Here is a 24,195-nt window from a genome sequence, read left to right on the forward strand (position 1 = left end):
GTCGGCCCCCTACCGACCGCTTCCCCTCCGGCGCGAACCGCCGCGGCCCTTTTTATCCGCAGGCCGCGACTGTGGGCGTATGTTCGACCGCATTCTGTTCCCGACCGACGGCAGCGACGGGGCGAGCGCCGCGCTCGACCACGTCCTCGATCTGGCGGCCGACTACGACGCCACCGTCCACGTCCTCAACGTCGCCGACACGACCCACGACAGCGTCACGCGGATCGGCGGCGAGGTCGTGGACGTGCTCGAACGGGAGGGCGAAGAGGTCGTGGAGGCGGCCGCGGAGCGCGCCGCCGACAGCGGGGTCGAGGCGGTGACCGAGGTGCTGCAGGGCGGCGTCGCCGAGACGATCGTCACGTACGCCGAGGAGTACGGGATCGACCTCGTCGTCATGCCGACCCGCGGTCGCACGGGGTTCGACCGCCTGCTCCTCGGGAGCACCACCGAGCGCGTCGTCCGAGAGTCGACGGTGCCGGTACTCAGCGTCCGCCCCGACGGCGAGGTGATGCGGTATCCCTACCGGAACGTCCTCGTGCCGACCGACGGGAGCGCGCGCGCCGGCGACGCCCTCGATCGGGCGCTGGCGCTCGCCGACCGCGCGGGCGCGACGGTCCACGTCCTCTCCGTCGTCGACGTCGGGACCGTCGGGAGGGAGGGTTACTCGGGCGTGGACACGCTTGTCGAGGGCGCCGAGCGGACGGTCGCGGAGGCGGCGGCGACCGCAGAGGAGGCCGGCGTCGAGGCGGTCGAGGCGGTCGAGGTCGGGTCCTCCGCGGCGCGGGGGATCCAGTCGTACGTCGACGAGAACGACATCGATCTGGTCGTCATGGGGACGCAGGGGCGGACCGGCGTCGAGCGGTACCTCCTCGGGAGCGTCGCCGAACGCACCGTCCGCACGTCCCCGGTACCGGTGTTGACGGTCCCGGACCCGGACGACGAGGCGGGTGGCGAGGACTGATTCGGCCCCCGATCTCCACCTCGCGGTTCCGCCGATCCCGCTCCCCTCCATCACCGCCGCGTCTGACGCCGCGGTAGGTTTACGGGCGTTCCGTCCGACGGACTGTGCATGAGAGTGCTGGTTGCCGGCGGAACCGGATTCATCGGGTCGTACCTCTGTCGCGCGCTCGCGGACGCAGGTCACGAGGTGACGGCCCTCTCGCGATCGCCGAGCGACACTCCGGAAGGGGTCGTCTCCGCGACGGGCGACGTCACCGATTACGACTCGATCGCCGGGGCGGTCGAGGGACAGGACGCGGTGGTGAACCTCGTCGCGCTCTCGCCGCTGTTCGAGCCGAAGGGCGGGAACGTCATGCACGACCGGATCCACCGCGGCGGCACGGAGAGCCTCGTGCGCGCCGCCGAGGAGAGCGACGCCCAGCGGTTCGTCCAGCTGAGCGCGCTCGGCGCCGACCCCGACGGCGACACCGCCTACATCCGCGCGAAGGGCGAGGCCGAGGAGATCGTCCGCGAGAGCGGCCTCGACTGGACGGTCTTCCGTCCCTCGGTCGTCTTCGGCGAGGGCGGCGAGTTCGTCTCTTTCACCAAGCGGCTGAAGGGGATGTTTGCGCCCGGTGTCCCCCTGTACCCGCTGCCCGGCGGCGGGAAGACCCGCTTCCAGCCGATCCACGTCGAGGACCTCGTCCCGATGCTTGTCGCGGCGCTCGAAGGCGACGAGCACGTCGGCGAGACGTACGAGGTCGGCGGGCCGGAGGTCCTGACCCTGCGCGAGGTGACCGACCTCGTGTACGAGGCGGAGCAGAAGGGCGTCACGATCATCCCACTACCGATGCCGCTCGCCCGGATCGGGCTCGGCGTGCTCGGCGCCGTCCCGGGGTTCCCGATGGGGCCCGACCAGTACCGATCGCTGAAGTTCGACAACACGACCGCCGACAACGACGTCGGGGCGTTCGGCGTCGCCCCCGCAGAACTGACCACCCTCGGGGAGCATCTCGGGGTGGAGTGATGGCGGCGACCACCGCGGCGCCGCGAGCCCGATTCGGGGGACAGCGGCGCCCCGCGAGCGCCGACGCGAGCGCCGCCCGGGCGTTCGTGTCAGCGAGCGGAATATCAGGGGTAATAACGGCAACCGAAGGTTTAAATACGCGATCACGTTCTGTTCATTTCAAACGCGGAGGGAGCACACGATGAAACTTGCAATGATCGGATTCGGACAGGCGGGGGGGAAAGTTGTCGACAAATTCCTGGAGTACGACAAGCGGACGGGGTCGGAGATCGTCCGCGCGGCCGCGGCCGTCAACACGGCCAAGGCCGATCTCATGGGCCTCGAGCACATCTCCGAGGACCAGCGCGTGCTCATCGGCCAGTCCCGGGTGAAGGGGCACGGCGTCGGCGCGGACAACGAACTCGGCGCGGAGATCGCCGAGGAGGACATCGACGAGGTGCAGGGCGCCATCGACTCGATCCCGGTCCACGAGGTCGACGCGTTCCTCGTCGTCTCCGGCCTCGGCGGCGGCACCGGCTCCGGCGGCGCGCCGGTGCTCGCGAAACACCTCAAGCGGATCTACACCGAGCCCGTCTACGGGCTCGGCATCCTGCCGGGCAGCGACGAGGGCGGTATCTACACCCTCAACGCGGCCCGCTCGTTCCAGACGTTCGTCCGCGAGGTGGACAACCTGATGGTGTTCGACAACGACGCCTGGCGGAAGACCGGCGAGTCCGTGCAGGGCGGCTACGAGGAGATCAACGAGGAGATCGTTCGGCGGTTCGGCATTCTCTTCGGCGCCGGCGAGGTCCAGCAGGGCCAAGAGGTCGCCGAGAGCGTCGTCGACTCCTCCGAGATCATCAACACGCTCTCCGGCGGCGGCGTCTCCACGGTCGGCTACGCCGAAGAGGAGGTCGAAGAGCGCACCTCCGGCGGGCTGCTCTCGCGGCTCCGCGACGACAGCGGCGGTGACGAACTCGACAGCGCCCACACCACGAACCGGATCACCAGCCTCGTCCGGAAGGCGGCGCTGGGGCGTCTCACGCTCCCCTGTGAGATCGAAGGGGCCGAGCGCGCCCTGCTCGTACTCGCGGGGCCGCCGGAGTACCTCAACCGGAAAGGTATCGAGCGCGGCCGGAAGTGGCTCGAAGAGCAGACCGGCTCGATGGAAGTCCGCGGCGGGGACTACCCCTACCGCGGCGCCGGCTTCGTCGCGACCGTCATCCTGCTCGCGGGCGTCACCAACGTCCCGCGGATCAAGGAACTCCAGCAGGTCGCCATCGAGGCGCAGGACAACCTCGACGAGATCCGCGAGGAGAGCGACGAGAACCTCGACGACCTCGTCAGCGACGACGGCGACGAGCTCGAATCGCTGTTCTGAGGCGCTCCCTCCCGATGGAGGTCCTCGTTCCGTTTTCGACCGACCGCCCGAAGTCCCGACTCTCCACAGTCCTCACGCCCGACGAGCGCGCTCGGTTCGCGCGGGCGATGCTCCGGGACGTGCTCGATGCGATCGACGAGGCGGGCGGCGAACCGCGGGTGCTGGCGACCGGCGCGGTCGACGCCGATCTCCCCTGCCCGGCGACCGTCGACGACCGCTCCCTGACTGACGCGGTCAACGCGGCGCTGGACGAGAGACTCGGGGGCGGCGGGGAAGCGGGCGACGCCGCCGAGCGCGTCGCGGTCGTCATGGCCGACCTCGCGCTCGCCACGCCGGACGCCCTGCGAGACCTGTTCGCGGCCGGCCGCGAGGCCGAGATCGCGATCGCCCCCGGCCGCGGCGGCGGGACGAACGCCTTCGTCGCTAGCCACCCGGCGTTCCGAGTCGACTACCACGGCGCCTCCTACCTCGATCACCGCCGGATCGCCGACGATGTCGGCGCGAGCGTCCGCGTCGTCGACTCCCACCGGCTCGCGACGGACGTGGATGAACCGGCCGATCTCGCGGAGCTGCTGATCCACGCCGAGGCGGACGACGGCGACAGCAAGAGTCAGAGAGCGGCGCGCTGGCTCCGCGACGCCGGCTTCGCGCTCGACACGACGGACGGGCGGGTCGGCGTCGAGCGGGAGTAGCCGGGGAGTCGGGTCGGGCGCGAAGCCGGCGCGGTCAGATCCGCGACCGCGATCCTTTTTGAGTTCCCACCGAGAGTGACGAACGTGTTCGCGGCCGCCGAGGAGTACGGGATCGAGATCGAGCCCGACGCGGAGCGCGTCGAGCGGCTGCTCTCGGTCACCCCCGACGACGTCGAGCCCGCCGATCGGCTCACGTTCGCCCGGAACGTCTTCGTCCCGCTGACGACCGCGTGCCGGTACACCTGCACGTACTGCACCTACTACGACGTACCCGGGGAGGCGTCGCTGCTGTCGCCCGAGGAGGTCAGGCGGCGCTGTCGCGTCGGGGCCGACGCCGGCTGCACGGAGGCGCTGTTCACCTTCGGGGACGAGCCGGACGACCGGTACACCGCGGTCCACGACCAGCTCGACGAGTGGGGGTACGACTCGATCCTGGAGTACCTCTACCGAGCCTGCGAGATCGCCTTGGAGGAGGGGCTCTTACCCCACTCGAACCCCGGCGATCTCACGGAGGCGGCGTTCGCCGACCTCCGCGAGGTGAACGCCTCGATGGGCGTCATGCTGGAGACGACCGCCGACGTCGACGCGCACGGCGGCGGCCGCCGGAAGACCCCCGGCCAGCGGCTCAACACGATCCGCGCCGCGGGGCGGCGGGGCGTCCCCTTCACGACCGGTATCCTCGTCGGCATCGGCGAGGACTGGCGCGACCGCGCGGAGAGCCTGCTCGCGATCCGCGAGCTTCACGAGCGGCACGGCCACGTCCAGGAGGTGATCGTCCAGAACGTCGTCCCGAACGAGCGGTCGGACTTCGAGAGGCCCGATCTGGCGACGATGCGCCGGGTCGTCGCGATGGCGCGGGCCGCGCTCCCGTCCGAGGTGTCGGTGCAGGTGCCCCCGAACCTCTCGCCCGCGGCCGACCTCGTCGACTGCGGCATCGACGACCTCGGCGGCGTCTCCCCCGTCACCGACGACTACGTCAACCCGGACTACGCGTGGCCCGACCTCGACGGGCTCCGGGCGGTCGCCGACGCGGGCGGGATGCCCCTGCGCGAGCGGCTCCCGACCTACGCTCGGTTCCTTCCCGACGGTCTCAGGCCGGCCGGCGCCGCTCCCGCCCCGGGACCGTCGAACCGCGACGCGTGGCTCCCGCCGGCGGTCCGCGACCGGATCCGCGCGGACGACCCGCACGGGCGGCGGCTCCGGGGCGTCGCCCGGGGCGACGGCCCCCTCGATCCTCGGCCGGCGCGCGGCGACTGAAGTGAGGGGCGCGCGGCGACTGTGCCCGCCACTCTGCGCCGATCGAGCGCGGTGCCGAACGGAGCGATCGGTCCCGCAGAAACAACTGCGCTGCCAGTACCTTCTTTAAATACCCCTCCGAATGGGTGGACGATGCTACCACTACAGTTCGGACTGTCGGGACTGGCGGCGACGGCCGCCGGATTCCTGCTCACCGTGCTCCTGTTCGTCGTCGGGTTCACCGCCACCCTGTTGATCGGGAAAGCGGTCTTCGTGCCCGGCGTGGAGCGGGCGATCGAATCGAGAGGGTTAGAGGAGGCGGTCCGCAGTCTCGCGTCGAGCGTCGCGAACGCGGTCGTCTGGGTCGCCGCGGTCGCGATCGGGTTCACGATCGCCGGCTACGGCGCGTTCCTCTCGGCGTTCGCCGTCTTCGGCGGCGCCATCGCGCTCGCGGTCGGCTTCGCCGCACAGGACCTGCTCGGGAACTTCGTCGCCGGGATCTTCATCCTGAAGGACAAGCCGTTCGAGGTCGGCGACTGGATCGAGTGGGACGGCAACGCGGGCCGCGTCGAGGACATCGACCTGCGGGTCTCGCGCGTCCGCACCTTCGACAACGAGCGGATCACGGTACCGAACGGCGATCTGGCGAACAACGCCGTCACCAACCCGGTCGCCTACGAGACGCTCCGCCAGAAGTTCGTCTTCGGGATCGGCTACGAGGACGACATCGCCGAGGCCACCGACATCATCGTCGAGAAGGCCGAGGCGCACGAGGCGATCCTCGACGACCCCGCGCCCTCGGTGCGGGTGGTCGAGCTGGGCGATTCGGCTGTGGGACTGCAGTCGCGCTGGTGGATCGACGAGCCCGATCGCGGGGACTTCGTCCGCGTGCGCTCCGAGTACGTCACGGACGTGAAGGAGGCGTTCGACGACGCCGGCATCGACATGCCGTACGTCCACCGGCAGCTCACCGGCAGCGTCGAGGTCATCGAGTCGGTCGCGGCCGACGAGTAACGCGCGAGCGGGCGCCCGGTTCCGCTTTTTAAGTGCCGTCGCCGACGACCGCGCACTCATTCATGGGCGATCATCGGGACAGACGGAACCACTTTTCACTCACCACCCGAAGGTACCACTAATGAATCCCAGCGATTGGCGGGCGTACCTCGTGACGCAGGAGAGCCGATCGGCGGGTCGGGAGACGGCCGAGATCGTCGAGGCGGCGCTCGACGGCGGCGTCGACGCCGTCCAGATCCGCGAGAAGGGCCGGTCGGCACGGGAGCGCTACGACCTCGGTCGCCGGCTCCGCGGACTCACCGCCGACGCCGACGTTCCCCTCATCGTCAACGACCGGGTCGATCTGGCCGCCGCGGTCGACGCCGACGGCGTCCACCTCGGGCAGTCCGACCTGCCGGTCGCGGTCGCCCGCGACCGCCTCGGCGACGAGGCGTTCGTGGGCGTCTCGGCGTCGACGGTCTCGGAGGCGCGGGCGGCCGCCGACGCGGGCGCGGACTACCTCGGCGTCGGCGCGGTGTACGGGACCGACACGAAGGACGTGCCGGCGGAGACGAACGGGGTGGGCCCCGAGCGCGTCGCGGCGATCGCCGACGCAGTCGACCTCCCCGTGATCGGGATCGGCGGGATCGACGCCGACAACGCGGGCGCGGTCGCGGAGGCGGGCGCGGCCGGCGTGGCGGTCGTCTCTGCGATCACGGCTGCAGGCGATCCGCGCGCCGCGGCCGCGGAGATCCGGGAGGTGATCGGAGATGAGCGGTGAGCCGACCGACGGTTCGAACGACGCCCCGATCGGCGGCGCGCTCGTCGCCGGTTCCCTGTCCGCGGTCGAGACGGCCGCGCCGCTGGTGCACCACCTGACCAACGACGTGACGACGAGCGAGACCGCGAACGTCACGCTCCACTGGGGCGGGCTCCCGGTGATGGCCGACGCCCCGGCGGAGGCGGGCGACATGGCCGCCGGCGCGGACGCGGTCGTGATCAACACCGGGACGGCGTCGACGACCGACGTCGACGCCATGGTCGACGCGGGCCGACGCGCGAACGAGGCGGGCGTCCCGGTCGTGCTCGATCCGGTGGGGTACGGGGCCACGCCGCACCGCGTCGAGTCGGTCGGGAGGCTGCTGGACGCGGTAGCGTTCGACATCATAAAAGGGAACGCCGGAGAGGTCCGCGGGCTCGCCGGCGAGGAGGCGACGGTTCGCGGGGTCGAGTCCGTGGGTGGGAGCGACGCCGGCGTCCCGGAGGCGGCGCGGGCGCTCGCCGCGGAGACCGGGGCGGTCGTCGTCGCGTCCGGCCCGACGGACGTCGTCGCCGACGGCGAACGGGCGTACGAGCTGTCGGTCGGCCACGAGCGCATGGGCTCGTTCGTCGGGTCGGGCTGTATGCTCGCGAGCACGCTCGGCACGTTCTCGGCGGTCGTCGGGGGAGACGATGGAGGGGCGGACGCGACGACCGAGGCCGCGCTCGCCGCGTGCGCCGCGTACGGGTTCGCCGGGGAGCGCGCCGCGGCGGGCGACCCCGCGGGACCGGCGAGCTACCGGACGTCGTTCATGGACGCGGTGGCCGCGCTGGCGTCGGAACGACCGGCGCTCGACGTGGCGTCGCGGATCGAACGGGTCTGAACCTGACAGGAGTAGTCGGTCGTTTCGAGGGCCGCTTACCGCGTCGCCGCCTTCCACTCGCGGAGCCCGAGCCGCTCGCCGTTTAAGTCCTCGGCGGGCGCTTCGGTGGCGGCCCAGACGAACAGCGGCGCGACGCTCTCGGGGGCGCGGGCGCGCTCCTTCCCGGTGAGGTCGGTCGCGACCAGCCCGGGGTCGACGACGCCGACCGTCGCGTCGAGGTCGGCCGCGAACCCCCGCGCGACCCCCTCGGCGGCCGCCTTCGAGGCGGCGTACGCGCCCATCCCCGAGCGGGACTCGTGGGCGACGGCGCCGGAGGGGACGATAATTCGCGCCTCCTCGGCGAGGTGCGGGACCGCCTCCGTGATCGTCGCAAAGACCCCCCGGGCGTTGGTCCGCATCGTGTCGTCGTAGTCGGCGTAGCTCGCCTCGTCGATCGGGCTCTCGCCCGGTTCGCCGTGGAAGACCGCCGCGTTCGCGAACACCGCGTCGATCGGGCCGGCCTCTCGGGCGACGCCCTCGAAGAACCGCTCTAGGTCGAACTCGTCGCGCGCGTCGACGCGGGCGCCCCACGCGGCGCCGGCGTTCTCGTCCCCGTTCTCGTCCCCGCTCTCGCCCTCCTCACTCCCGCCCTCGTTCAGCGCCGCGACCGCCCGGTCGACCGCGTCGCCGTCGCGTCCGGAGACGGCGACGAACGCTCCCTCGTCGACGAACGCCTCGGCGACGGCCCGCCCGATCCCGCTCGTTGCGCCGGTGATCGCGACCGTGGGATCCATGTGGCGATCGGTAGGGCCGTCGCCGACTTAGGCGTACCCACTCGCCGCGTCTGGCCGGTATTTATACCGTTTCCGACCCTACGATCCGCCATGGACGTGGCCCCTGACATCGACGCCGTGGCCGGCGAGTCCGTCGTCGTGATCGGCGGCGGGTTCGGCGGCCTCTCGACCGCGTGTTACCTCGCGGACGCCGGCGCGGACGTGACCCTCTTGGAGAAGAACGAGCAGCTCGGCGGACGCGCGAGCCGACTGGAGGCCGACGGCTTCCGGTTCGACATGGGGCCGTCGTGGTACCTCATGCCGGACGTGTTCGAGCGGTTCTTCGGCCACTTCGGACGCGAGCCGTCCGACTTCTACGAGCTGGAGCGGCTCGATCCCCACTACCGGGTGTTCTGGAAGGACGGGGACAAGGTGGACGTGCTCCCCGACCGCGAGGCGAACAAGGCCCTCTTCGAGGAGTACGAACCCGGCGCGGGCGAGGCGTTCGAGGACTACCTGGAGGAGTCCGAGCGCACTTACGAGATCGGGATGGAGCATTTCGTGTACGAGGACCGCCCGCGGCTCCGCGACTACGTCGACACGGACGTGCTCCGGTACTCGTGGGGGCTCTCGCTGCTCGGCAAGATGCAGGGCCACGTGGAGAACTACTTCGATCACCCGAAGCTCCAGCAGCTGATGCAGTACACGCTCGTCTTCCTGGGCGGCTCGCCGACGAACACCCCCGCGCTGTACAACCTGATGAGCCACGTCGACTACAACATGGGCGTCTACTACCCCGAGGGCGGGATCGGCGCCGTCGTCGACGGGATCGCCGACCTCGGCGACGACCTCGGCGTGGAGTACGTCACCGACGCCGAGGTGACGGCCATCGAAGGGCGCCGCGGGGGATTTGCGGTCGACACGGTCGACGGCGAGCGCTACCTCTCGGATCTGGTCGTCTCCGACGCCGACTACGCCCACACGGAGCGGGAGCTGCTCCCGAAACACAAGCGGCAGTACAGCGACGAGTACTGGGAGTCGCGGACGTACGCGCCATCCGCGTTCCTGCTGTACCTCGGCGTCGAGGGCGACGTGCCGAACCTCGAACACCACACGCTGGTGTTGCCGACGGGGTGGGACCGCCACTTCGAACAGATATTCGACGACCCGTCGTGGCCCGACGACCCCGCGTACTACCTCTGTGTCCCCTCCGAGACCGACGACACGGTGGCGCCCGAGGGACACAGCAACCTGTTCGCCTTAGTCCCCATCGCGCCCGGACTGGAGGACACTCCCGAACTGCGCGCGGAGTACCGCGACCTCGTGTTGGACGACATCGCCGAGAACACCGGCACGGAGCTGCGCGACCGGATCGTCTTCGAGGAGACGTTCTGCGTCGACGACTTCGCCGACCGCTACAACAGCTATCGGGGGAGCGCGCTCGGGCTGGCGCACACCCTCCGACAGACCTCGCTGCTCCGACCGCCCCACCGCTCGGAGGCGCTCGACGGGCTCTACTTCACGGGGTCGACGACGACCCCCGGTATCGGCGTCCCGATGTGTCTCATCAGCGGACAGCTGACCGCCGAGGAGCTGTCGAAGACGGCGTGATCGGAGCCGTGAGCGACACCGACCGATCCGCGGGTTCCGGCCGACGCTCGATCGGCGACCTCCTCCGGTACCTGCTGGTGCTGTCGCGGCCGCGGTTCTGGTTATACCTCGCCGGCCCCGTCGCCGTCGGCGTCACCTACGGGATCGCCGACGTGGACGGGCTGTTCACGCCGGTCACGGTCGGGCTCGCGGCGTACTTCCTCGTGCCGGCGAACGTCTTCCTCTACGGCGTCAACGACGCCTTCGACGCCGACGTCGACGAACTGAACCCGAAGAAGGAGGGACGGGAGGCGCGCTGGCGGGGCGACCGTCTCGTCGCGCTCGGGGTGATCGCCTCGGGCGCCCTCGGGCTCGCCGCCTTCGCGATTACGCCGCGCGTCGCGTGGCCGTACCTCGCCGGCTTCCTGACGCTCGGCGCCGGCTACAGCGCCCCGCCGGTCCGGTTTAAAACGACGCCGCTCCTCGACTCCGTCTCGAACGGGCTGTACGTCCTGCCGGGCGCGGCCGCGTACGCCGCCGTTGCCGGGACGCATCCGCCGGCCGCGGCGCTCGCGGGCGCGTGGCTCTGGGCGATGGGGATGCACACCTTCTCCGCGATCCCCGACATCGAACCGGACCGCGCCGCCGGGATCCGGACCACGGCGACGCTGCTCGGGGAGCGTCGGACGTACGCGTACTGTCTCGCTTGCTGGGTCGCCGCTGCGGTCGCGTTCGCCGCGGTCGACCTCCGGCTCGGCGCGCTGCTGGGCGTCTACCCCGTCTTCGTCGCGTGGGTTGCTCGGTCTCCGATCGCGGTCGACCGCGCGTACTGGTGGTTCCCGGCGCTGAACACCGCCGTCGGCACCCTGCTGGCGATGGGCGGGCTCTGGCGCGTCTACCCGATCACGGAGGCGCTCGCGTGAGCGACCCGAATGGGTCGACCGGCTCGGCCGAAGGCGCCGCGGACCCGACCGCCTCGACGCCGGAACGACTCGACGCGCTCCGCGCCCGCCTCCCCGACACGCGCCGCGAGGCGGAGCGCCTGCTCGACCGGATCGTCCGCGAAAACCGATTCACCATCGCCGTGGTGTTCCCCCTCGTCGGTGCGGTCGCGCTCGTCGGCAGCGCGGAGGGGTGGGTGCCGGAGCCGCTCGCCTTCAACCCCTGGTTCGTGCTGTTCGGGGTGCTGGTGATGCGCTCGCCGCTCGCCGTCGGCGTGTTGCCCGTGGTCGACCGGCGGGCGGTCGGGTGGATCGGGGTCCTCGTCGCGTACACCTACGCGATCGAGCTGGTAGGCGTCGCCACGGGGTGGCCGTACGGGAGCTTCGAGTACACCGTGAGTCTCGGACCGATGCTCGGCGGGGTGCCGCTGGCGCTCCCCGTCTTCTTCATCCCGCTCGTGGTGAACGCCTACCTGCTCTGTCTCCTGCTTCTCGGTTCGCGGGCCTCGAACGGCTGGCTCCGGCTCGCGACCGTGATCGCCGCGGTGGTCGCGATGGACGTGGTGCTCGATCCCGGCGCGGTCGCGCTCGGATTCTGGAGCTTCGGCGGCGGCGCCTTCTTCGGCGTCCCCCTCTCGAACTACGCCGGCTGGGTGGTGTCGGCGACGGTCGCGGTGGTCACGCTCGACCGCGCGTTCGCGGGGACGACGCTCCGGGACCGGCTGCGCGACTGCGAGTTCATGCTCGACGACATGGTGAGCTTCGTGATCCTCTGGGGCGGCATCAACCTCTGGTACGGGAATCTGCTCCCCGCAGTCGTCGCGGTCGCGTTCGGCGTCGGACTCGTTCGCGCCGACCGGTTCGACGCGAGTCTGTTCACGCAGTGGCGGTGAGGCGGCGCGACTCGGGACCCCTTATATACGTCCCGCTCGTTCACGTACGTATGAGCGTTCGTGTCACAGATCACCGAGCGGAGGAGACCGAATGAGCGGGCTCGCGATCGAGTACGGCACCCACGAGCGGGTCCGGGAGATCGTCGACCGCCTGACCTACTGCGCCGAGCACGTCAGCCTCGCGTTCGACGGTTGGGACGAGCCGCACGTCAAGGGGCCGGGGATCTACTTCGCGGTCGTCGCCGACCGCGACTACGGCGACTACGCCGACCCGATGGGCGAGAACCGATGGCCCCGCGAGAGCTGCCCGACCGCGTTCGCGGAGGGCGAGTTCGTCGAGGCGGTCGAGTCGGTGAGCCGCCAGCAGGACGGCGGTATCGTCGTCGCGGTCGACGGCGAGATCGAGGCGCAGATGGTGCGCTTCCGGGACCTGGGCACCCGAAGCGAAGAGGCCGACCTGGTCGACGACGTGAGCTACGAGCCGTGGATGGGCTCGCGACACATGAGCGCGATCGAGACCTCGGTCCGGCCGGAGGTCGTGGCGACCGTGACGCTGAGCGAGGAGACGGGGCGAGTGAGCGTGTTCCGCGACGGCGACGCGACGTCGATGGAGCGCGACGACCTCGGCGGGCAGTGGCGCGCGGAGTGACCGACCCTCAGTCGTCGTCGATGATCCCCTCCGCCACGGCCATGTCGTCGACGCTCGGGTCCTCCGCGGAGCTCCGCAGGACGAACCGCTTGCGGATCAGGTCCGCGAAGTAGACGACGGTCCCCAGGATGAGCAGGGTGTCGCCGGGCATCCGCGCCCAGAACAGCGACTGGACGAGCGGCCGCTCGTAGAACGCGAGGGTGCGCGCCGCGGCGTAGCCCTCCGTGAACGCGACCTCCAGCTGGAGGAAGCCGACGGGGAGCACGGAGACGAACACCATCAGCGCGAGGCCGACGTTCCACAGCCAGAACGACGCCCGGAGCCACGAGCCGTCCCAGCGCTCGGGGTCGATCGACAGCTGGAGCATGTACGCCACCATCCCGAGCGCGAGGAAGCCGAACGCGCCGAACATCGCGGCGTGGGCGTGACCCACCGTGAGGTAGGTGCCGTGCTCGTAGTAGTTGATGAGCGGGAGGTTGATGAAGAAGCCGAGCACCCCGGCGCCGACGAAGTTCCACACCCCGCTGGCGACGATGAACATGAAGGGGAGCTTGTAGGGGAACCCGCCGGTCTCGGTCATCGCCCGGTACTGCCCGATCGCCTCGTACAGGATGAAGATCAGCGGGAGCAGCTCCAGCGTCGAGAAGACGCTCCCGATCGGCACCCAGTAGTCCGGCATCCCGATCCACCAGTAGTGGTGCGAGACGCCGATGACGCCGGTCCCCATAACGAGGAGCGCCTGCAGCATGACGGCCTTCTCGGCGCTGCGCCGCGTGAGGAGGTTCATCGAGACCAGGGTGAGCCCGATGATCGCGACGATGAAGAACTCGAAGGCGCCCTCGACCCACATGTGGACGACCCACCACCGCCAGAACTCGGTGACGGCCATGTTCGTCGTCGGCGTGAACATGAAGCCGGCGACGAACAGCAGGGTGATCGAGCCGCCCGCGTAGAGGATCATGTGCGCGAGCCCGTAGATCGGTTCCCGGTCGAGCAGCGGCTTGAGCCCCCGGATCGCGAGTATCGCCCAGAGGACGAACCCGACGAGCAGGCCGCCCTGCCACACCTTCCCGACTTCGAGGTACTCCAGCCCCTCGTTACCGAGGAGCCACCACAGCTGGCCGTCGAAGTAGCCGTTCGCGCCGAGCCAGATGCCGCCCATCCCGCCGACGACGACGGTCACTAACGCGCCGAGCAGGACGTTGACGTACGTCGACTGGCGCTTGGGCTCGTGACCGGTGAGGAGGGGCGGGAGGAACAGGCCGGCGCCGAGCCACGTCGACGCGATCCAGAGGATTCCCAGATCGATGTGCCACGTCTTCGCGATCGAGAAGGGGAGCAGCTGGAGGATGTGAATCCCGAACACCTCCTCGATCCCGAAGAACCCGGCCCGTTCGATGTAGAAGTGGGCCAACAGGCCCCCGAGCAACACCTGTGCCAAGAACAACCCGGCGGCGATCGGAATGAACCGGAGGGCGGCGCGCTGACTCGGGAAGACGCTCACGTCGCCCGGCTTCGGCACGGAGATACCCTCGGCGGACGGCTCGGGGAGCTTCACCGACTGGTAGAGGAGGATCGCCGCGCCCGCCGCGCCGACGAGGAGCACCATCGCGATCACGCTCCACGTCATCGCGGCGCCGGTCGCGTCGTTGCCGGCGGCCGGCGAGGGGGGCCACTCGTTCGTGAAGGAGTTGTCGCCGTCTGGCCGGTCGGTGTGGGAGAACCACGCCGTCCACAGCGCGAAGTCGGCGAAGTCCTCGGCCTCCTCCGTCGAGTCGATCATCTCGACCGGGACGCCGCGGTCGTGGTCGCCCTCGTGGTAGCGCTCGACGTACGTCTCGCGCACCTGCTCGTGGGCGTACGCCTCCGCGGCGGAGTACTGGACGGTGTCGCTCCCGTCGTGCGCGCTGTCGAGGTCGTCGCGGACGGTCTGGTCGACGGCCGCGCGCTCCGAGGAGCCGAGCGAGTCGTAACCGGCGCCGTACTCTTCCTGCGCGTAGTACTCGCGCATGTGCTCGGCCTTCAGATCGAGCGTCTCGGCGGTGTAGTCCTCGCCGTAGTACGCGCCGTTGCCGAGTATCGACCCGTGGTTCATCAGCCCGTACTGCTGGAACGCCGCCTTCCCGTCTTGGACCGTCTCCCCGGTGGCGATCGTCTCGCCGTCGGGTCCGACGACTTCCTCGGGGATCGGCGGCGCCTCCTGATACGCGAACCACGCCCCGGCGCCCATCACGACCAGATTGAGCAGGAACGCCGCGACGATGACCTTCGCGATCGTCTTGCGCGTGAGTTCCATCAGGTGGGCGTTACCCCCACACGGACTATCAGTTTGGCGGCAACATGTTCGGACGCTGTTCCCAGCGATTGACACCGCCCGCCGTCGCGGACGCTGCGGTCCCCGAGCGGCCGCGCGAGCCGACGCCGCGAACATGTTCGTGGCGTGGCTTACCGGGAAACGCGGCGTACGCGGAGATATGCCAACGACCAGCGAGGCGGCGGCGCCGGAATCGGAGAGCGCGCCGGAGTCCGCGAGCGCGCCGGAGACGAAAGCCGAGACCACGGTCACGGTGCGGTGTACCGGCCACGTCCGGACGGAGCTCGGGGAGTACGAGTTCGAGTACACGTTCGAGGGGGACACCCTCAGAGAGTTCCTCGACGAGCTGTTCGAGGAGTACCCGGAGCTACAGGAGATGCTGATCGCGGAGAGCGAGGAGGAGGCGACCCACAGCGGCTGGGCGCCGACGCCCGAGGAGCTGCCGGGGACGTGGACGAAGAACCCGGCCGGCGAGCAGACGATCGCGTACGCCCGGATCCTCGTGAACGGTCACTTCAACGAGAACGAGAAGGGGTTCGACACCGAGATCGAGGAGGGCGACCGGGTCGCGCTGGTGTACCCGTTCATGTTCTGCTGTTAGCCGGCGTCGACCGGGTGATGTGGAGTCGGAACTGAACTTTTGAGACGAGAGCGGCCGTCTTAGGCCTCGTAGCCCGCCATATCCATCACGGAGGAGAACTGCTCGGAGTCCGTGACGCTCTCGTAGACCATTCCGCCGATCATCCCGCCGGGGTAGGCGTTCCCGTTCATCGCGTGGTTCACCTTGTGGCAGTGGAGCGCGTAGACGCCCGGGTCGGCGCCGGCGGTGAACTCGATCGTCTTGCGCTCGGCGGGGGCGATCGGAATCACGTCCTCGCGGTGCCGGGCGGCCTCGGGGATGACCCCGCCGTCCTTCTCGACGACGGTGAAGCCGTGGTTGTGGGTGTGCATCGCGTGCGACTCGTAGCCGGCGTTGACGTAGTGGATCCGCACGCGATCGCCCTCCTCGACGATCAAGGGGGAGCCCTGTTCGGGGTGGAAGGTGTACGGCGCGGAGCGCCCGTCGACCGTGAACGCGTCCGGGTTGCGGTCGCGGTGGCTGAAGTCCACGTCGCCGCCGGCCATCGAGGCAGAGAGACGGGTGTCCCAGTCTTTGATCGTCATGAACGCCTCCTTGTCGGGGGCCTCGTACCCCTCCGGATCGACGCGGAGGATCCCGTACATCCCCATATCGAGGTGGTTCTGCGTCTGGTAGTGACAGTGGTAGAGGTGGGTTCCGGGCTGGTTCGCGGTGATCTCGTAGGTGTGCTCCTCGCCCGGCGCGACCTGCTGACCGGTCGTCGTCGGGACGCCGTCGTCCATCCAGCTCTTCGAGAGCCCGTGGACGTGGAAGGTGTGCGGGCGGTTGTGCTCGGAGTTGTCGTAGGTGATCTCCAGCTCGGTCCCCTCCGTGACCCGGAGCAGGGGTCCGGGAACGCTCGGGTCCGTGTCCGGCGTCTGCCACGCCCAGACCTCGGGCAGCTCCCACGGGCCGCCGCGCGTGTCCTCGCCGAGCAACTGGTGGCGACACGGGGTCGTGGACATCGTGATCGCCCCGTCCCGCTCGTCGAGGTCGATCGTCGTCCGCGGGGACGTGTACGGGTGGTCCGTCTCGACGCCCGTGGAGTCGCTCCCGGACCACTCCTCCGCCTGTTCGGCCACCGCTCCGGTGCCGGCCGCGTTCTCAGCGCCCGCCCCGGCGTCCGCGCGCGGGGCTCCACACCCCGCGATCCCGACGGTTCCGAGCGCCGCGGCCGCCGAGAGGAATCCGCGTCTGGAAGCCGTGCGCCGCCCGGTGTTGTCGCCGTCTCTCGTCATGCCCGAACATGAACGGGGGGAGTATATAAACCGGAATCCGGATCCACGGCCCGTGAGAACGCGGTCGGCGGTCGGTCGGTTTATATACTCGCGGTTCCGGCCGACGACCGCCTTTTATACCCGTGCGGCGCGATCCCCCGAAACGACCATGCGGATCGGCATCGTCTCCGACACCCACGACGACCTCGACGCCGTCGAGGCGGCCGTAGCGCTGTTCGAACGCGAGGGCGTCGACGCCGTCGTCCACTGCGGTGACTTCGTCGCCCCCTTTTCAGTGACCCCGTTCGACGTCGGTCAGGGCCCCGACGCCGGCGACGACCCTAAAGCCGACGCCGGCTTCGACTTCTACGCCGTCCGCGGCAACAACGACGGGGAGTGGGCGGTCGAGTCGACCGTCGACGCCTTCGGCACGTACCTCGGCGAGGCGGGGACGCTCTCGCTCGGCGCCGGCGACGCTGGCGACGGCGCCGTCGACGTCGCCGTGACCCACGGCACGAGCGGGGTCGTCGTCGACGCGCTCGTCGACTGCGGCGACTACGACTACGTGTTCCACGGACACACCCACGCGCACGGCGTCGAGGACCGCGACGGCACGGTGCGGGTGAACCCCGGCGGACTCCCGATCCCCGTCGACGGCGCGGACGACGCGTTCCGGGTCGCGGTCCTCGACACCGACGCCGATGGCGGATCCGCGGACCCCGACGCGGTGACGCACTACGAACTCGACGTGTAGGACCCCGGACGATCGAGCCGGGAGGCGAGCGAGCGGACCCGACACACGGAACGCACAAACGCGTGTTTGTTCCTCCGTTGACCTTTTGAGGAGTCCACGCGGAGTCTCCGTATGGACAGACGCGCGTTCCTCCTTCGGGCGGCCGGGTCGGCCGAGGCCTGCGGCGGGCTCGCCGGCTGTGCCGACCTCGTCGATGCCGGCGGCGAGGGAGGGGTCGCGGAGCGTGACCCGCCGGAGCGCCCCGACGACCTCGGGCCGGAGTCGGTCGCGGAGTACGTCGCCGCGTACGAGGAGGTCCACGCGCACAACCGTCACGCGGCAGCGGGAGCGACCGAGGTGGCCGTCGACGCCGCCGCGACCTTCGATCACGCCTCCGGTGACGACCACTACGCGACCGCACAGCACGCCGGGTCGGTGTACCACGAGAACGACGAGGGGACCCGCTCCGTGGGCGACCTGTACGCCGACCCGGTCCCGTACTTAGTGACCCCGGACCGGACTCTGCGGCTGGACGTGCGGCGGCGAGCGGTCGAGACCGACGACCGAGGCGACGACGACACCGCCTCCGACGCCGAGCGCGCCTCGCCTCCGCTCGGCGTCCGCCTCCTCAACGTCACCGATGAGGCGCGCGAGCTCGCGCTGACCGCGACACGGCGGGCGACCGCCGACGGCGACACGGAACCCGACGAGACGGTCGCCGGCTTCGACGTCGCGATCGACCCGGAGACCGCCGTCGAGGTGCGATCGATCACGGACGTGCGCGGCGGCTACCGCGTCACCGCTCGCATGGAGGACGACGGTGTGACCGGGCAAAGTCGGATCGGGGTCGGACTCCCGAGCGCGGACCGAGGCCCGAACGTCGACGTGGTGGTCGACGGGGACGGGGTCTCGACGCGGCACCTCCCCTCGTTCGAAGGGATCTGAGTCGGCGGTACGCAGAGACGACTCCCTCAGGCGTCGGAGTCCGCGGGCTCGACCCCGCGGAACTCGAACCGCGCGCCGCCGTTTGCGGCGTCGACGAGGTCGAGGGTCCACCCGTGCGCGTCGGCCACCTCGGCGACGATCTTCAGGCCGAAGCCGGTCCCTTCCGGGTCGGTCGAGACGCCGGCGTCGAACACCTCGTCGCGGCGGTCGTCGGGAATTCCGGGGCCGTCGTCTTCGACGTAGAAGCCCTCGCCGTCGGGGAGGGAGCCGACTTCGATCCGCACCGATTCGCCGACGTGAGCGACCGCGTTGGCGAACAGATTCTCGAGGGCCTGTCGCAGCCGGCTCCGGTCGGCGCGGAGCCGGGTGTCGTCGGCGACGACGAGCTCGGCGGCCGCGGTGTCGACGCCGTCCCAGCACTCCTCCGCCAACGCCGCGAGCGACACCGCTTCGGTCTCATCGATGGCGGCGCCCTGTCGCGCGAGCGTGAGCATATCCCCCACCAGCGACTCCATTCGGTCGAGCGAGCGGGCGACGGTGTCGATCTCGGTCAGGTCCTCGTGCTCCTCTCGGAGGCGCTCGCGTATCACTTCGAGATTCCCCGTCGCGACGTTGAGCGGGCTTCGGAGGTCGTGAGAGACGAGGCTGGCGAACTCCTCCAGCCGGTCGCGCTCGCGGGCGATCTCCCGTTCCCGGACCCGGAGCTGACGCTCCCGCTCGATCCGAACGAACACCATCGTGACGGTGGCGGCCCAGAGGCGCGCGACGGCGAGGTCGGACTCGTCGAACGCGTTCCGCTCCGTGGCCCCGATGTTGATGACCCCGTACCGGCCGAGGGGGAGGATCAGTTCGCTCCGGATCGGTGAGTCCGGGTTGTGGCGCTCCGGTTCGGCGTGCGTGTCCGCCACGTAGGCCGGGTCGCCGGAGTCGAACACCCTCCACGAGATGCTAGACGAGCCGGGACCGAAGGTCGGGTGGTCGCCGACGGTCTCGTCGGCCGCGTCGGTCCAGACGACGGGATCGAGTACGCCGCGGTCCTCGTCGTACAGCCAGATCGCCGCGATCGGGTGGCCGAGGACCTCCTCGACGTACTCGACCGCCGCCTCCGCGGCGAACTCCCGATCGGTCGTCTTCAGCAGGTCCTGCGTCGCCTCGTGGAGCGCCTCCAGCGTCCGCGTCCGGCGGTGGAGATCGGCCTGCTGAGCGCGCTCCTCCTTGACGTCGACGATCGTGGCGACGAGGTACGTCTCGCCGTCGTGGTCGAACGGACCGAGGCTGAGCGTCACGGGCACCTCGCTCCCGTCCGCGCGCCGCGCGTGCAGGTCCAAGCTCGCCGCCATCGAGCACGGCTTGGGGTCGACGACGTAGCGGTGAAGCTCCTCGCCCGCCGCGCCACCGCTGGGGTCGTACAGCAGCGCTTCGAAGTCGGTCCCTTCGATCTCGGCCGGGGCGTACCCGAGGACGGCCTCGACCCGCTCGTTGCCGGCCCGGACGACACCGTCACCGTCGACGATCACGACCGCGTCCGGAATGCCGTCGAGAGCCTCCGGGAATCGATCCATCGCTACTCCTCTGTCGGCTCGTGAACGTGCCCGCACTCGGGACACCGGACCTCCTCGCCTCGGAGGTCGGCCGAGGAGGCGCGCACCTCGCGCATCACCTCGCTGATCCGGTCCTCCGCCTCAAGCTCGTCAGCGACGGCGAGGTCGACGCCCTCGACCTCCAGCAGGAACTTGGCGACCTCCGTCACCTCGTACATCATCTCGTCTAAGTCCTCCGCGGTGAAGAAGCCGGACATCGCGCCGTAGAGGAACGTCGCCCCGGCCTTCGTCACCTTCTCCTCGAAGGAGTACCGCGCCTGATTGACCGCCTGCGGCGTGTACGTGTCGGTCATGAAGGGGACCAGCTCGGGGAGGTTCTCGCCGATCTTCGTCATCTCGACGCCGGTCTCGGTGCGGAAGTCGGCACAGAGCCGCGCGATCGCCCACTCCCGGGCCGTGATGTACGTCCGGTCGCGGAGGAACTCGTTGACGCGCTCGTAGCGCGCCCCGTCCATCTTCTTGAACCGCTCGTACTTGCGGACCTCCGGCGGTACGTCGCCGTCGGTCTCGTCGGCCGTCGCGTTCGTCCCCTGTTCGTCGGACGATACCTCCCGGGCCGTCTCGTCGCTCGACCGGGGATCCGACGCGCCGTCCCCGTCTGCGTCACCGGCCTCCGGAGGGGATCGGTCCGCGGCGGACTCGTCGGTTCCGTCGGCCGAGTCGGCCGCGGGACCGGTGTGATCGCTCATACGTCTGAAACTCCGCGGGCGGGCAAAAGTGTTGTCGGTGGTCGCTGCGGTCGCGTCCGGGACCAGTACGCCGTCGTCGAACGCGGCCGGGATCGAGTCGTCCATTCGTCGGCGGAGGACCGTACGACGGAGCGAACGCGGCCGGCCTCACGATCGGTCGACGCGGAGACGGCCCGACCGCCGACCCGAACACCGTCGGGCGTCCCGGAGATCCATTTTTATATCGTCGCGTGGAGGGATGCCACATGAAGGTGCTTTGCGGGATCGGCGGCAGCGACGACTCGTTCCGCGCGCTCGACCGGACCGTCGAGCGGGCGGCGGTCGCGAACGACGACCTCACGGTCGCGGTGGTCGAGAACCCGGACTCGTCGATCGACCCGAACGAGATCGTGAGGCGTGCCGAGTCGGCGGTCGAGGAGGCGGGGATCGACGCCGAGGTCCGGTTGGTTGATGGCGATCCGGGGAGCCGGCTCGTGGAGATCGCGGAGACGGAGGAGTTCGAGGAGATCGTCCTCGGCGGCGGACACACGAGCCCGATGGGGAAGATCACGATCGGGTCGATCGCCGAGTTCGTACTGTTGAACGCCAAAACGTCCGTCACGCTGGTCAGATGAGCGATCGAGGATACCCCGAGGCGGTGGCCGACGAGTTCCTCGCTCCTCCCACCGAGTTCACGGATCGGGAGGGGCGAACCGTCGAGATCCGTCCCTACGAGGGCACCGAGGAGGGGTACGAGGCGCTCGTCGAGATGTACGACGACTTCGATCCGTCCGACCGCGCGCAGGGGATTCCGCCGGGCGGCGAAGAGCGGATCCGCGAGTGGTTAGACGCGATCCTCGACGACGACTGCCGCAACGTGATCGCGTGGTGCGGCGACGAGGTCGCCGGACACGCGACGCTGGTGCCCGACGGCGACGCCTACGAGTTAGCGATATTCGTCCATCAGGAGTACCAGCGCGCCGGCATCGGCACGCACCTGATCCGCGGGCTGCTCGGCCACGGACAGGCCGAAGGGGTTCAGAAGGTGTGGCTCACCGTCGAGCGCTGGAACCGCGCGGCCGTCTCGCTGTACAAGAAAATCGGGTTCGAGACCTCCAACGCCGAGAGCTTCGAACTGGAGATGGGGCTCCGGCTGAATCCGGATGCGGATTCGGAGGCCGCCTCGGACGAGAACGAGGGGGACGAATAGGGGTACAGGAGTCGTCCGCGGCGTTGCCGGGAGTCTGCGCGGCGGTACGGGGAGTCCGCGCGGCGGTACGGGGAATCGCGTAGCGTTGGCCGGGATCTTCAAGCCTTTACGTGCGGCGGGCGAGCGCTCCGGTATGAGTCATCGGATCCTTCTGTTAGGGGCGCCGGGCGCCGGAAAGGGCACGCAGAGCGCGAAGCTCGCCGAGGAGTACGGCGTCGAGCACGTCACCACCGGCGACGCGCTCCGCGCGAACAAGGACATGGAGACCGAGTACGGCACGCCGCGCTCGTTCATGGAGGCCGGCGAACTCGTCCCGGACCCGGTCGTCAACGAGATCGTCGAGGCCGCGCTGGCGGACGCCGACGGCTTCGTGCTCGACGGCTACCCGCGCAACCTCGACCAGGCGGAGTACCTCTCGGAGATCACCGACCTCGACGCCGTGATCTACCTCGCCGTCGACGCGGAGGTGCTCGTCGACCGACTCACCGGTCGTCGGGTCTGCGACGACTGCGGCGCGAACTTCCACGTCGACTTCCAGCCGCCCGAGGAGCCGGGGGTCTGCGACGAGTGCGGCGGCGAGCTGATCCAGCGCGACGACGACACCGAGGAGACCGCCCGCGAACGGCTCGACGTGTTCTACGAGAACACCGAGCCCGTCATCGAGCACTTCCGCGACGAGGGCGACCTCGTCGAGGTCGACGGCGAGGCGACCCCCGACGAGGTCTTCGAGCGTATCAGCGACGTTCTCGACGAGTAGGGGTCGAACGGTCGCTACCGGGTCGGGTCGTCGCGACCGAGATCGCGCCGGCGACCGGGTCGCCGGCGATCCTGCAAGGTTCTTAACCGTCCGCCGACAACCGGGCGGTAATGAGCAAGGTCGAACGGAGAGTCCGCTCGCTGGTCAGCGGGGACGGCGAGATGCGAGACGCGGTCGAGGTCGTCCTCGATAACGCCACTGACGGCGAGGTCCAGTGGGTCGACGTCCGCGATGAGATCACGAGCGGGCAGTGGGGCCGGCTCATCGAGAAGGAGATCCTCGTCGACGGCGACACCGGCTTCGCGCTGGCGGACCGCGACGCCATCGAGGAGGGGCTGGAGGACGACGACGACCCGACCGGCAGCGACGTCGACACGCCCGAGACGACCACTTGGACCAAGTGGGACAAGATCGCCGCGGTCGCGACGCTGGGCGCGTTCGTCGGCTACGCCGTCAACCCGGTCCGCAACGCGATCGCCGGCGCCTTCGACGTCGTGTTGGGACCGCTCCTCAACCTCGTTCCCTTCTACGTCGTGGTCATGGTGATCGCGCTCGCGACGGGGCTGTACTCGACGCTGCTGCGCGCGGGGCTCATGGACATGGAGAAGATGAGCGCGTACCAGGACCGGATGAAGGACATCCAGGACCGCCGGAAGGAGGCCAAGGAGCGCGACGACCAGGAGGCGCTCGACGCCATCCAAGAGGAGCAGATGGACGCGATGGGCGACCAGCTCGGCATGTTCAAAGAGCAGTTCCGCCCGATGGTGTGGATCATGTTCCTCACGATCCCGGCGTTCCTGTGGATGTTCTGGGTGATCGGCTACCGCGGTTCCACCGCCGCGTACCCCGACATCGCCGCACAGGAGCTCGTGGTCCCGCTCGCCGGCACCGTCACGTGGGACACGGGGATCGTCGGCCCGATCCAGATGTGGATCGTCTGGTACTTCCTGTGCTCGATGGCGTTCACCCAGCTCGTCCAGAAGAGCCTCAACATCGAGATGTCGCCGTCGACGTCGTAAGGCGCGCTCGAACCTCGTTCGACCGTTTTTCTCGCAGTCCGATGCGTCGGTACAGTGAAAACTGGTTGATGCCGGGAGTAGGTATATCGGTGCGGTTGATTGGTCGTTTATAAGTCGGGTCGCGGTGTTGCCGTCGGCTGTTTATAAGTGGTCGACGACGTTGCGGTGAACGCATCCAAAGCCCCAGCCTCGTCGGCCGGCCTCCGCTTCGCTCCGGCCGCCCGACTCCAGCGCGGGATCGAAGGTCCCACTGGCAGCCGGCGCGCAGCGCCGGCGACCTCGCGCGTGCGACTCGCGCCCTGCGGGCGCTCGTCGGCACGCGCCACCGTCGTTCATTTATAAGCGAGTGCGTTAGGGAGCAGCTACAGACGCACCTTTTAGGTCGCGGGGGGTCGGC

24 protein-coding genes are annotated in these 24,195 nt (G+C 69.8%); 19 read left to right on the forward strand and 5 right to left on the reverse strand.

The window, feature by feature from the left end; all coding sequences use genetic code 11:
* Nucleotides 1-79: 79 nt before the first annotated feature.
* The 8 genes from FGL94_RS07420 (at nt 80) to thiM (ending at nt 7,890) form a co-directional block, all read left to right on the forward strand.
* On the forward strand, nt 80-961 hold the full coding sequence (locus tag FGL94_RS07420; RefSeq protein WP_144922854.1) for a universal stress protein: 882 nt from the start codon (nt 80-82) through the stop codon (nt 959-961).
* A 108-nt stretch (nt 962-1,069) separates the two neighbouring features.
* Nucleotides 1,070-1,966: a complex I NDUFA9 subunit family protein gene (locus tag FGL94_RS07425; protein WP_144922857.1), complete on the forward strand. Its 897-nt coding sequence runs from the start codon at nt 1,070-1,072 to the stop codon at nt 1,964-1,966.
* 181 nt (nt 1,967-2,147) lie between these two features.
* Nucleotides 2,148-3,326, forward strand: a complete 1,179-nt coding sequence (locus FGL94_RS07430; RefSeq protein WP_186313357.1) for a tubulin/FtsZ family protein — start codon at nt 2,148-2,150, stop codon at nt 3,324-3,326.
* Nucleotides 3,327-3,340: 14 nt separating this feature from the next.
* Nucleotides 3,341-4,018 (forward strand): 2-phospho-L-lactate guanylyltransferase, encoded by a 678-nt coding sequence (gene cofC, locus FGL94_RS07435; protein ID WP_144922859.1) that lies wholly within the window; start codon nt 3,341-3,343, stop codon nt 4,016-4,018.
* Nucleotides 4,019-4,102: 84 nt separating this feature from the next.
* On the forward strand, nt 4,103-5,275 hold the full coding sequence (gene cofG / locus FGL94_RS07440) for a 7,8-didemethyl-8-hydroxy-5-deazariboflavin synthase subunit CofG (protein WP_144922862.1): 1,173 nt from the start codon (nt 4,103-4,105) through the stop codon (nt 5,273-5,275).
* Between the two features lie 132 nt (nt 5,276-5,407).
* Nucleotides 5,408-6,268, forward strand: coding sequence for a mechanosensitive ion channel family protein (locus FGL94_RS07445; protein ID WP_144922865.1), 861 nt, complete (start codon nt 5,408-5,410; stop codon nt 6,266-6,268).
* A gap of 121 nt (nt 6,269-6,389) precedes the next feature.
* A complete protein-coding gene (gene thiE, locus FGL94_RS07450) occupies nt 6,390-7,028 on the forward strand; it encodes a thiamine phosphate synthase (RefSeq protein ID WP_144922868.1) in 639 nt (212 codons plus the stop codon).
* The gene (gene thiM / locus FGL94_RS07455) at nt 7,018-7,890 is read left to right on the forward strand and encodes a hydroxyethylthiazole kinase (RefSeq protein WP_144922871.1); all 873 of its coding nucleotides are present in this window, start codon (nt 7,018-7,020) and stop codon (nt 7,888-7,890) included. Before thiE ends, thiM begins: the two co-directional genes overlap by 11 nt.
* A 35-nt stretch (nt 7,891-7,925) precedes the next feature.
* Here the strand turns inward: thiM and FGL94_RS07460 are convergent, their stop codons facing one another.
* Nucleotides 7,926-8,663 (reverse strand): SDR family oxidoreductase, encoded by a 738-nt coding sequence (locus FGL94_RS07460; RefSeq protein WP_144922874.1) that lies wholly within the window; start codon nt 8,661-8,663, stop codon nt 7,926-7,928.
* A gap of 90 nt (nt 8,664-8,753) precedes the next feature.
* On the opposite strand from FGL94_RS07460, the gene FGL94_RS07465 reads away from it, so the two are divergent.
* From FGL94_RS07465 to FGL94_RS07480, 4 genes are all read left to right on the forward strand, one after another.
* Nucleotides 8,754-10,253 (forward strand): phytoene desaturase family protein, encoded by a 1,500-nt coding sequence (locus FGL94_RS07465; RefSeq protein ID WP_144922877.1) that lies wholly within the window; start codon nt 8,754-8,756, stop codon nt 10,251-10,253.
* On the forward strand, nt 10,250-11,155 hold the full coding sequence (locus FGL94_RS07470) for a prenyltransferase (RefSeq protein ID WP_144922880.1): 906 nt from the start codon (nt 10,250-10,252) through the stop codon (nt 11,153-11,155). The genes FGL94_RS07465 and FGL94_RS07470 overlap by 4 nt, the downstream gene beginning before the upstream one ends.
* Nucleotides 11,152-12,066, forward strand: a complete 915-nt coding sequence (gene cruF, locus FGL94_RS07475) for a bisanhydrobacterioruberin hydratase (RefSeq protein WP_144922883.1) — start codon at nt 11,152-11,154, stop codon at nt 12,064-12,066. The genes FGL94_RS07470 and cruF overlap by 4 nt, the downstream gene beginning before the upstream one ends.
* A 91-nt stretch (nt 12,067-12,157) precedes the next feature.
* Entirely contained in the window at nt 12,158-12,715 is a 558-nt protein-coding gene (locus FGL94_RS07480; RefSeq protein WP_144922886.1) for a diadenylate cyclase, read from the forward strand.
* A 7-nt stretch (nt 12,716-12,722) separates the two neighbouring features.
* Here the strand turns inward: FGL94_RS07480 and FGL94_RS07485 are convergent, their stop codons facing one another.
* Nucleotides 12,723-15,011 carry a nitric-oxide reductase large subunit gene (locus FGL94_RS07485; RefSeq protein WP_144922889.1) on the reverse strand — a complete coding sequence of 763 codons (2,289 nt, stop codon included), beginning with the start codon at nt 15,009-15,011 and terminating at the stop codon, nt 12,723-12,725.
* Between the two features lie 178 nt (nt 15,012-15,189).
* Here FGL94_RS07485 and FGL94_RS07490 point away from each other — a divergent pair, with 178 nt between their 5' ends.
* Nucleotides 15,190-15,630, forward strand: coding sequence for a MoaD/ThiS family protein (locus tag FGL94_RS07490; RefSeq protein ID WP_144922892.1), 441 nt, complete (start codon nt 15,190-15,192; stop codon nt 15,628-15,630).
* A 59-nt stretch (nt 15,631-15,689) separates the two neighbouring features.
* Here FGL94_RS07490 and FGL94_RS07495 read toward each other — a convergent pair whose 3' ends face one another.
* Nucleotides 15,690-16,886: a multicopper oxidase domain-containing protein gene (locus FGL94_RS07495; protein WP_144922895.1), complete on the reverse strand. Its 1,197-nt coding sequence runs from the start codon at nt 16,884-16,886 to the stop codon at nt 15,690-15,692.
* A 148-nt stretch (nt 16,887-17,034) separates the two neighbouring features.
* Between FGL94_RS07495 and FGL94_RS07500 the strand changes: the two genes are divergently transcribed.
* Nucleotides 17,035-17,619, forward strand: coding sequence for a metallophosphoesterase (locus tag FGL94_RS07500; RefSeq protein ID WP_144922898.1), 585 nt, complete (start codon nt 17,035-17,037; stop codon nt 17,617-17,619).
* Between the two features lie 111 nt (nt 17,620-17,730).
* Complete coding sequence (locus FGL94_RS07505) at nt 17,731-18,543, forward strand: hypothetical protein (protein WP_144922901.1); 813 nt, start codon at nt 17,731-17,733, stop codon at nt 18,541-18,543.
* Nucleotides 18,544-18,569: 26 nt separating this feature from the next.
* Here the strand turns inward: FGL94_RS07505 and FGL94_RS07510 are convergent, their stop codons facing one another.
* Together FGL94_RS07510 and FGL94_RS07515 are read right to left on the reverse strand one after the other, a co-directional pair.
* Nucleotides 18,570-20,105 carry a PAS domain-containing sensor histidine kinase gene (locus FGL94_RS07510; RefSeq protein WP_144922904.1) on the reverse strand — a complete coding sequence of 512 codons (1,536 nt, stop codon included), beginning with the start codon at nt 20,103-20,105 and terminating at the stop codon, nt 18,570-18,572.
* 2 nt (nt 20,106-20,107) lie between these two features.
* Nucleotides 20,108-20,833 carry a DUF5806 family protein gene (locus FGL94_RS07515; protein ID WP_144922908.1) on the reverse strand — a complete coding sequence of 242 codons (726 nt, stop codon included), beginning with the start codon at nt 20,831-20,833 and terminating at the stop codon, nt 20,108-20,110.
* A gap of 245 nt (nt 20,834-21,078) precedes the next feature.
* Between FGL94_RS07515 and FGL94_RS07520 the strand changes: the two genes are divergently transcribed.
* The 4 genes from FGL94_RS07520 (at nt 21,079) to FGL94_RS07535 (ending at nt 23,798) form a co-directional block, all read left to right on the forward strand.
* Nucleotides 21,079-21,447 (forward strand): universal stress protein, encoded by a 369-nt coding sequence (locus tag FGL94_RS07520; protein WP_144922910.1) that lies wholly within the window; start codon nt 21,079-21,081, stop codon nt 21,445-21,447.
* On the forward strand, nt 21,444-22,022 hold the full coding sequence (locus tag FGL94_RS07525) for a GNAT family N-acetyltransferase (protein WP_144922913.1): 579 nt from the start codon (nt 21,444-21,446) through the stop codon (nt 22,020-22,022). The genes FGL94_RS07520 and FGL94_RS07525 overlap by 4 nt, the downstream gene beginning before the upstream one ends.
* A gap of 133 nt (nt 22,023-22,155) precedes the next feature.
* Nucleotides 22,156-22,779, forward strand: coding sequence for an adenylate kinase (locus FGL94_RS07530; protein WP_144922915.1), 624 nt, complete (start codon nt 22,156-22,158; stop codon nt 22,777-22,779).
* A 110-nt stretch (nt 22,780-22,889) separates the two neighbouring features.
* On the forward strand, nt 22,890-23,798 hold the full coding sequence (locus tag FGL94_RS07535; RefSeq protein ID WP_144922918.1) for a DUF106 domain-containing protein: 909 nt from the start codon (nt 22,890-22,892) through the stop codon (nt 23,796-23,798).
* Nucleotides 23,799-24,195: the final 397 nt, after the last annotated feature.

The sequence above is a fragment of the Halorubrum salsamenti genome (genome assembly GCF_007671685.1).
In the GTDB taxonomy this organism is placed as follows: Archaea; Halobacteriota; Halobacteria; order Halobacteriales; family Haloferacaceae; genus Halorubrum; species Halorubrum salsamenti.

Coding starts and splice junctions, on each gene's coding strand:
- FGL94_RS07420 (WP_144922854.1), top strand. CDS start 80: ATGTTCGACCGCATTCTGTTCCCGACCGACGGCAGCGACGGGGCGAGC.
- FGL94_RS07425 (WP_144922857.1), top strand. CDS start 1,070: ATGAGAGTGCTGGTTGCCGGCGGAACCGGATTCATCGGGTCGTACCTC.
- FGL94_RS07430 (WP_186313357.1), top strand. CDS start 2,148: ATGAAACTTGCAATGATCGGATTCGGACAGGCGGGGGGGAAAGTTGTC.
- cofC (WP_144922859.1), top strand. CDS start 3,341: ATGGAGGTCCTCGTTCCGTTTTCGACCGACCGCCCGAAGTCCCGACTC.
- FGL94_RS07445 (WP_144922865.1), top strand. CDS start 5,408: ATGCTACCACTACAGTTCGGACTGTCGGGACTGGCGGCGACGGCCGCC.
- thiE (WP_144922868.1), top strand. CDS start 6,390: ATGAATCCCAGCGATTGGCGGGCGTACCTCGTGACGCAGGAGAGCCGA.
- thiM (WP_144922871.1), top strand. CDS start 7,018: ATGAGCGGTGAGCCGACCGACGGTTCGAACGACGCCCCGATCGGCGGC.
- FGL94_RS07460 (WP_144922874.1), bottom strand. CDS start 8,663: ATGGATCCCACGGTCGCGATCACCGGCGCAACGAGCGGGATCGGGCGG.
- FGL94_RS07465 (WP_144922877.1), top strand. CDS start 8,754: ATGGACGTGGCCCCTGACATCGACGCCGTGGCCGGCGAGTCCGTCGTC.
- FGL94_RS07480 (WP_144922886.1), top strand. CDS start 12,158: ATGAGCGGGCTCGCGATCGAGTACGGCACCCACGAGCGGGTCCGGGAG.
- FGL94_RS07485 (WP_144922889.1), bottom strand. CDS start 15,011: ATGGAACTCACGCGCAAGACGATCGCGAAGGTCATCGTCGCGGCGTTC.
- FGL94_RS07490 (WP_144922892.1), top strand. CDS start 15,190: ATGCCAACGACCAGCGAGGCGGCGGCGCCGGAATCGGAGAGCGCGCCG.
- FGL94_RS07495 (WP_144922895.1), bottom strand. CDS start 16,886: ATGACGAGAGACGGCGACAACACCGGGCGGCGCACGGCTTCCAGACGC.
- FGL94_RS07500 (WP_144922898.1), top strand. CDS start 17,035: ATGCGGATCGGCATCGTCTCCGACACCCACGACGACCTCGACGCCGTC.
- FGL94_RS07505 (WP_144922901.1), top strand. CDS start 17,731: ATGGACAGACGCGCGTTCCTCCTTCGGGCGGCCGGGTCGGCCGAGGCC.
- FGL94_RS07510 (WP_144922904.1), bottom strand. CDS start 20,105: ATGGATCGATTCCCGGAGGCTCTCGACGGCATTCCGGACGCGGTCGTG.
- FGL94_RS07515 (WP_144922908.1), bottom strand. CDS start 20,833: ATGAGCGATCACACCGGTCCCGCGGCCGACTCGGCCGACGGAACCGAC.
- FGL94_RS07520 (WP_144922910.1), top strand. CDS start 21,079: ATGAAGGTGCTTTGCGGGATCGGCGGCAGCGACGACTCGTTCCGCGCG.
- FGL94_RS07525 (WP_144922913.1), top strand. CDS start 21,444: ATGAGCGATCGAGGATACCCCGAGGCGGTGGCCGACGAGTTCCTCGCT.
- FGL94_RS07530 (WP_144922915.1), top strand. CDS start 22,156: ATGAGTCATCGGATCCTTCTGTTAGGGGCGCCGGGCGCCGGAAAGGGC.
- FGL94_RS07535 (WP_144922918.1), top strand. CDS start 22,890: ATGAGCAAGGTCGAACGGAGAGTCCGCTCGCTGGTCAGCGGGGACGGC.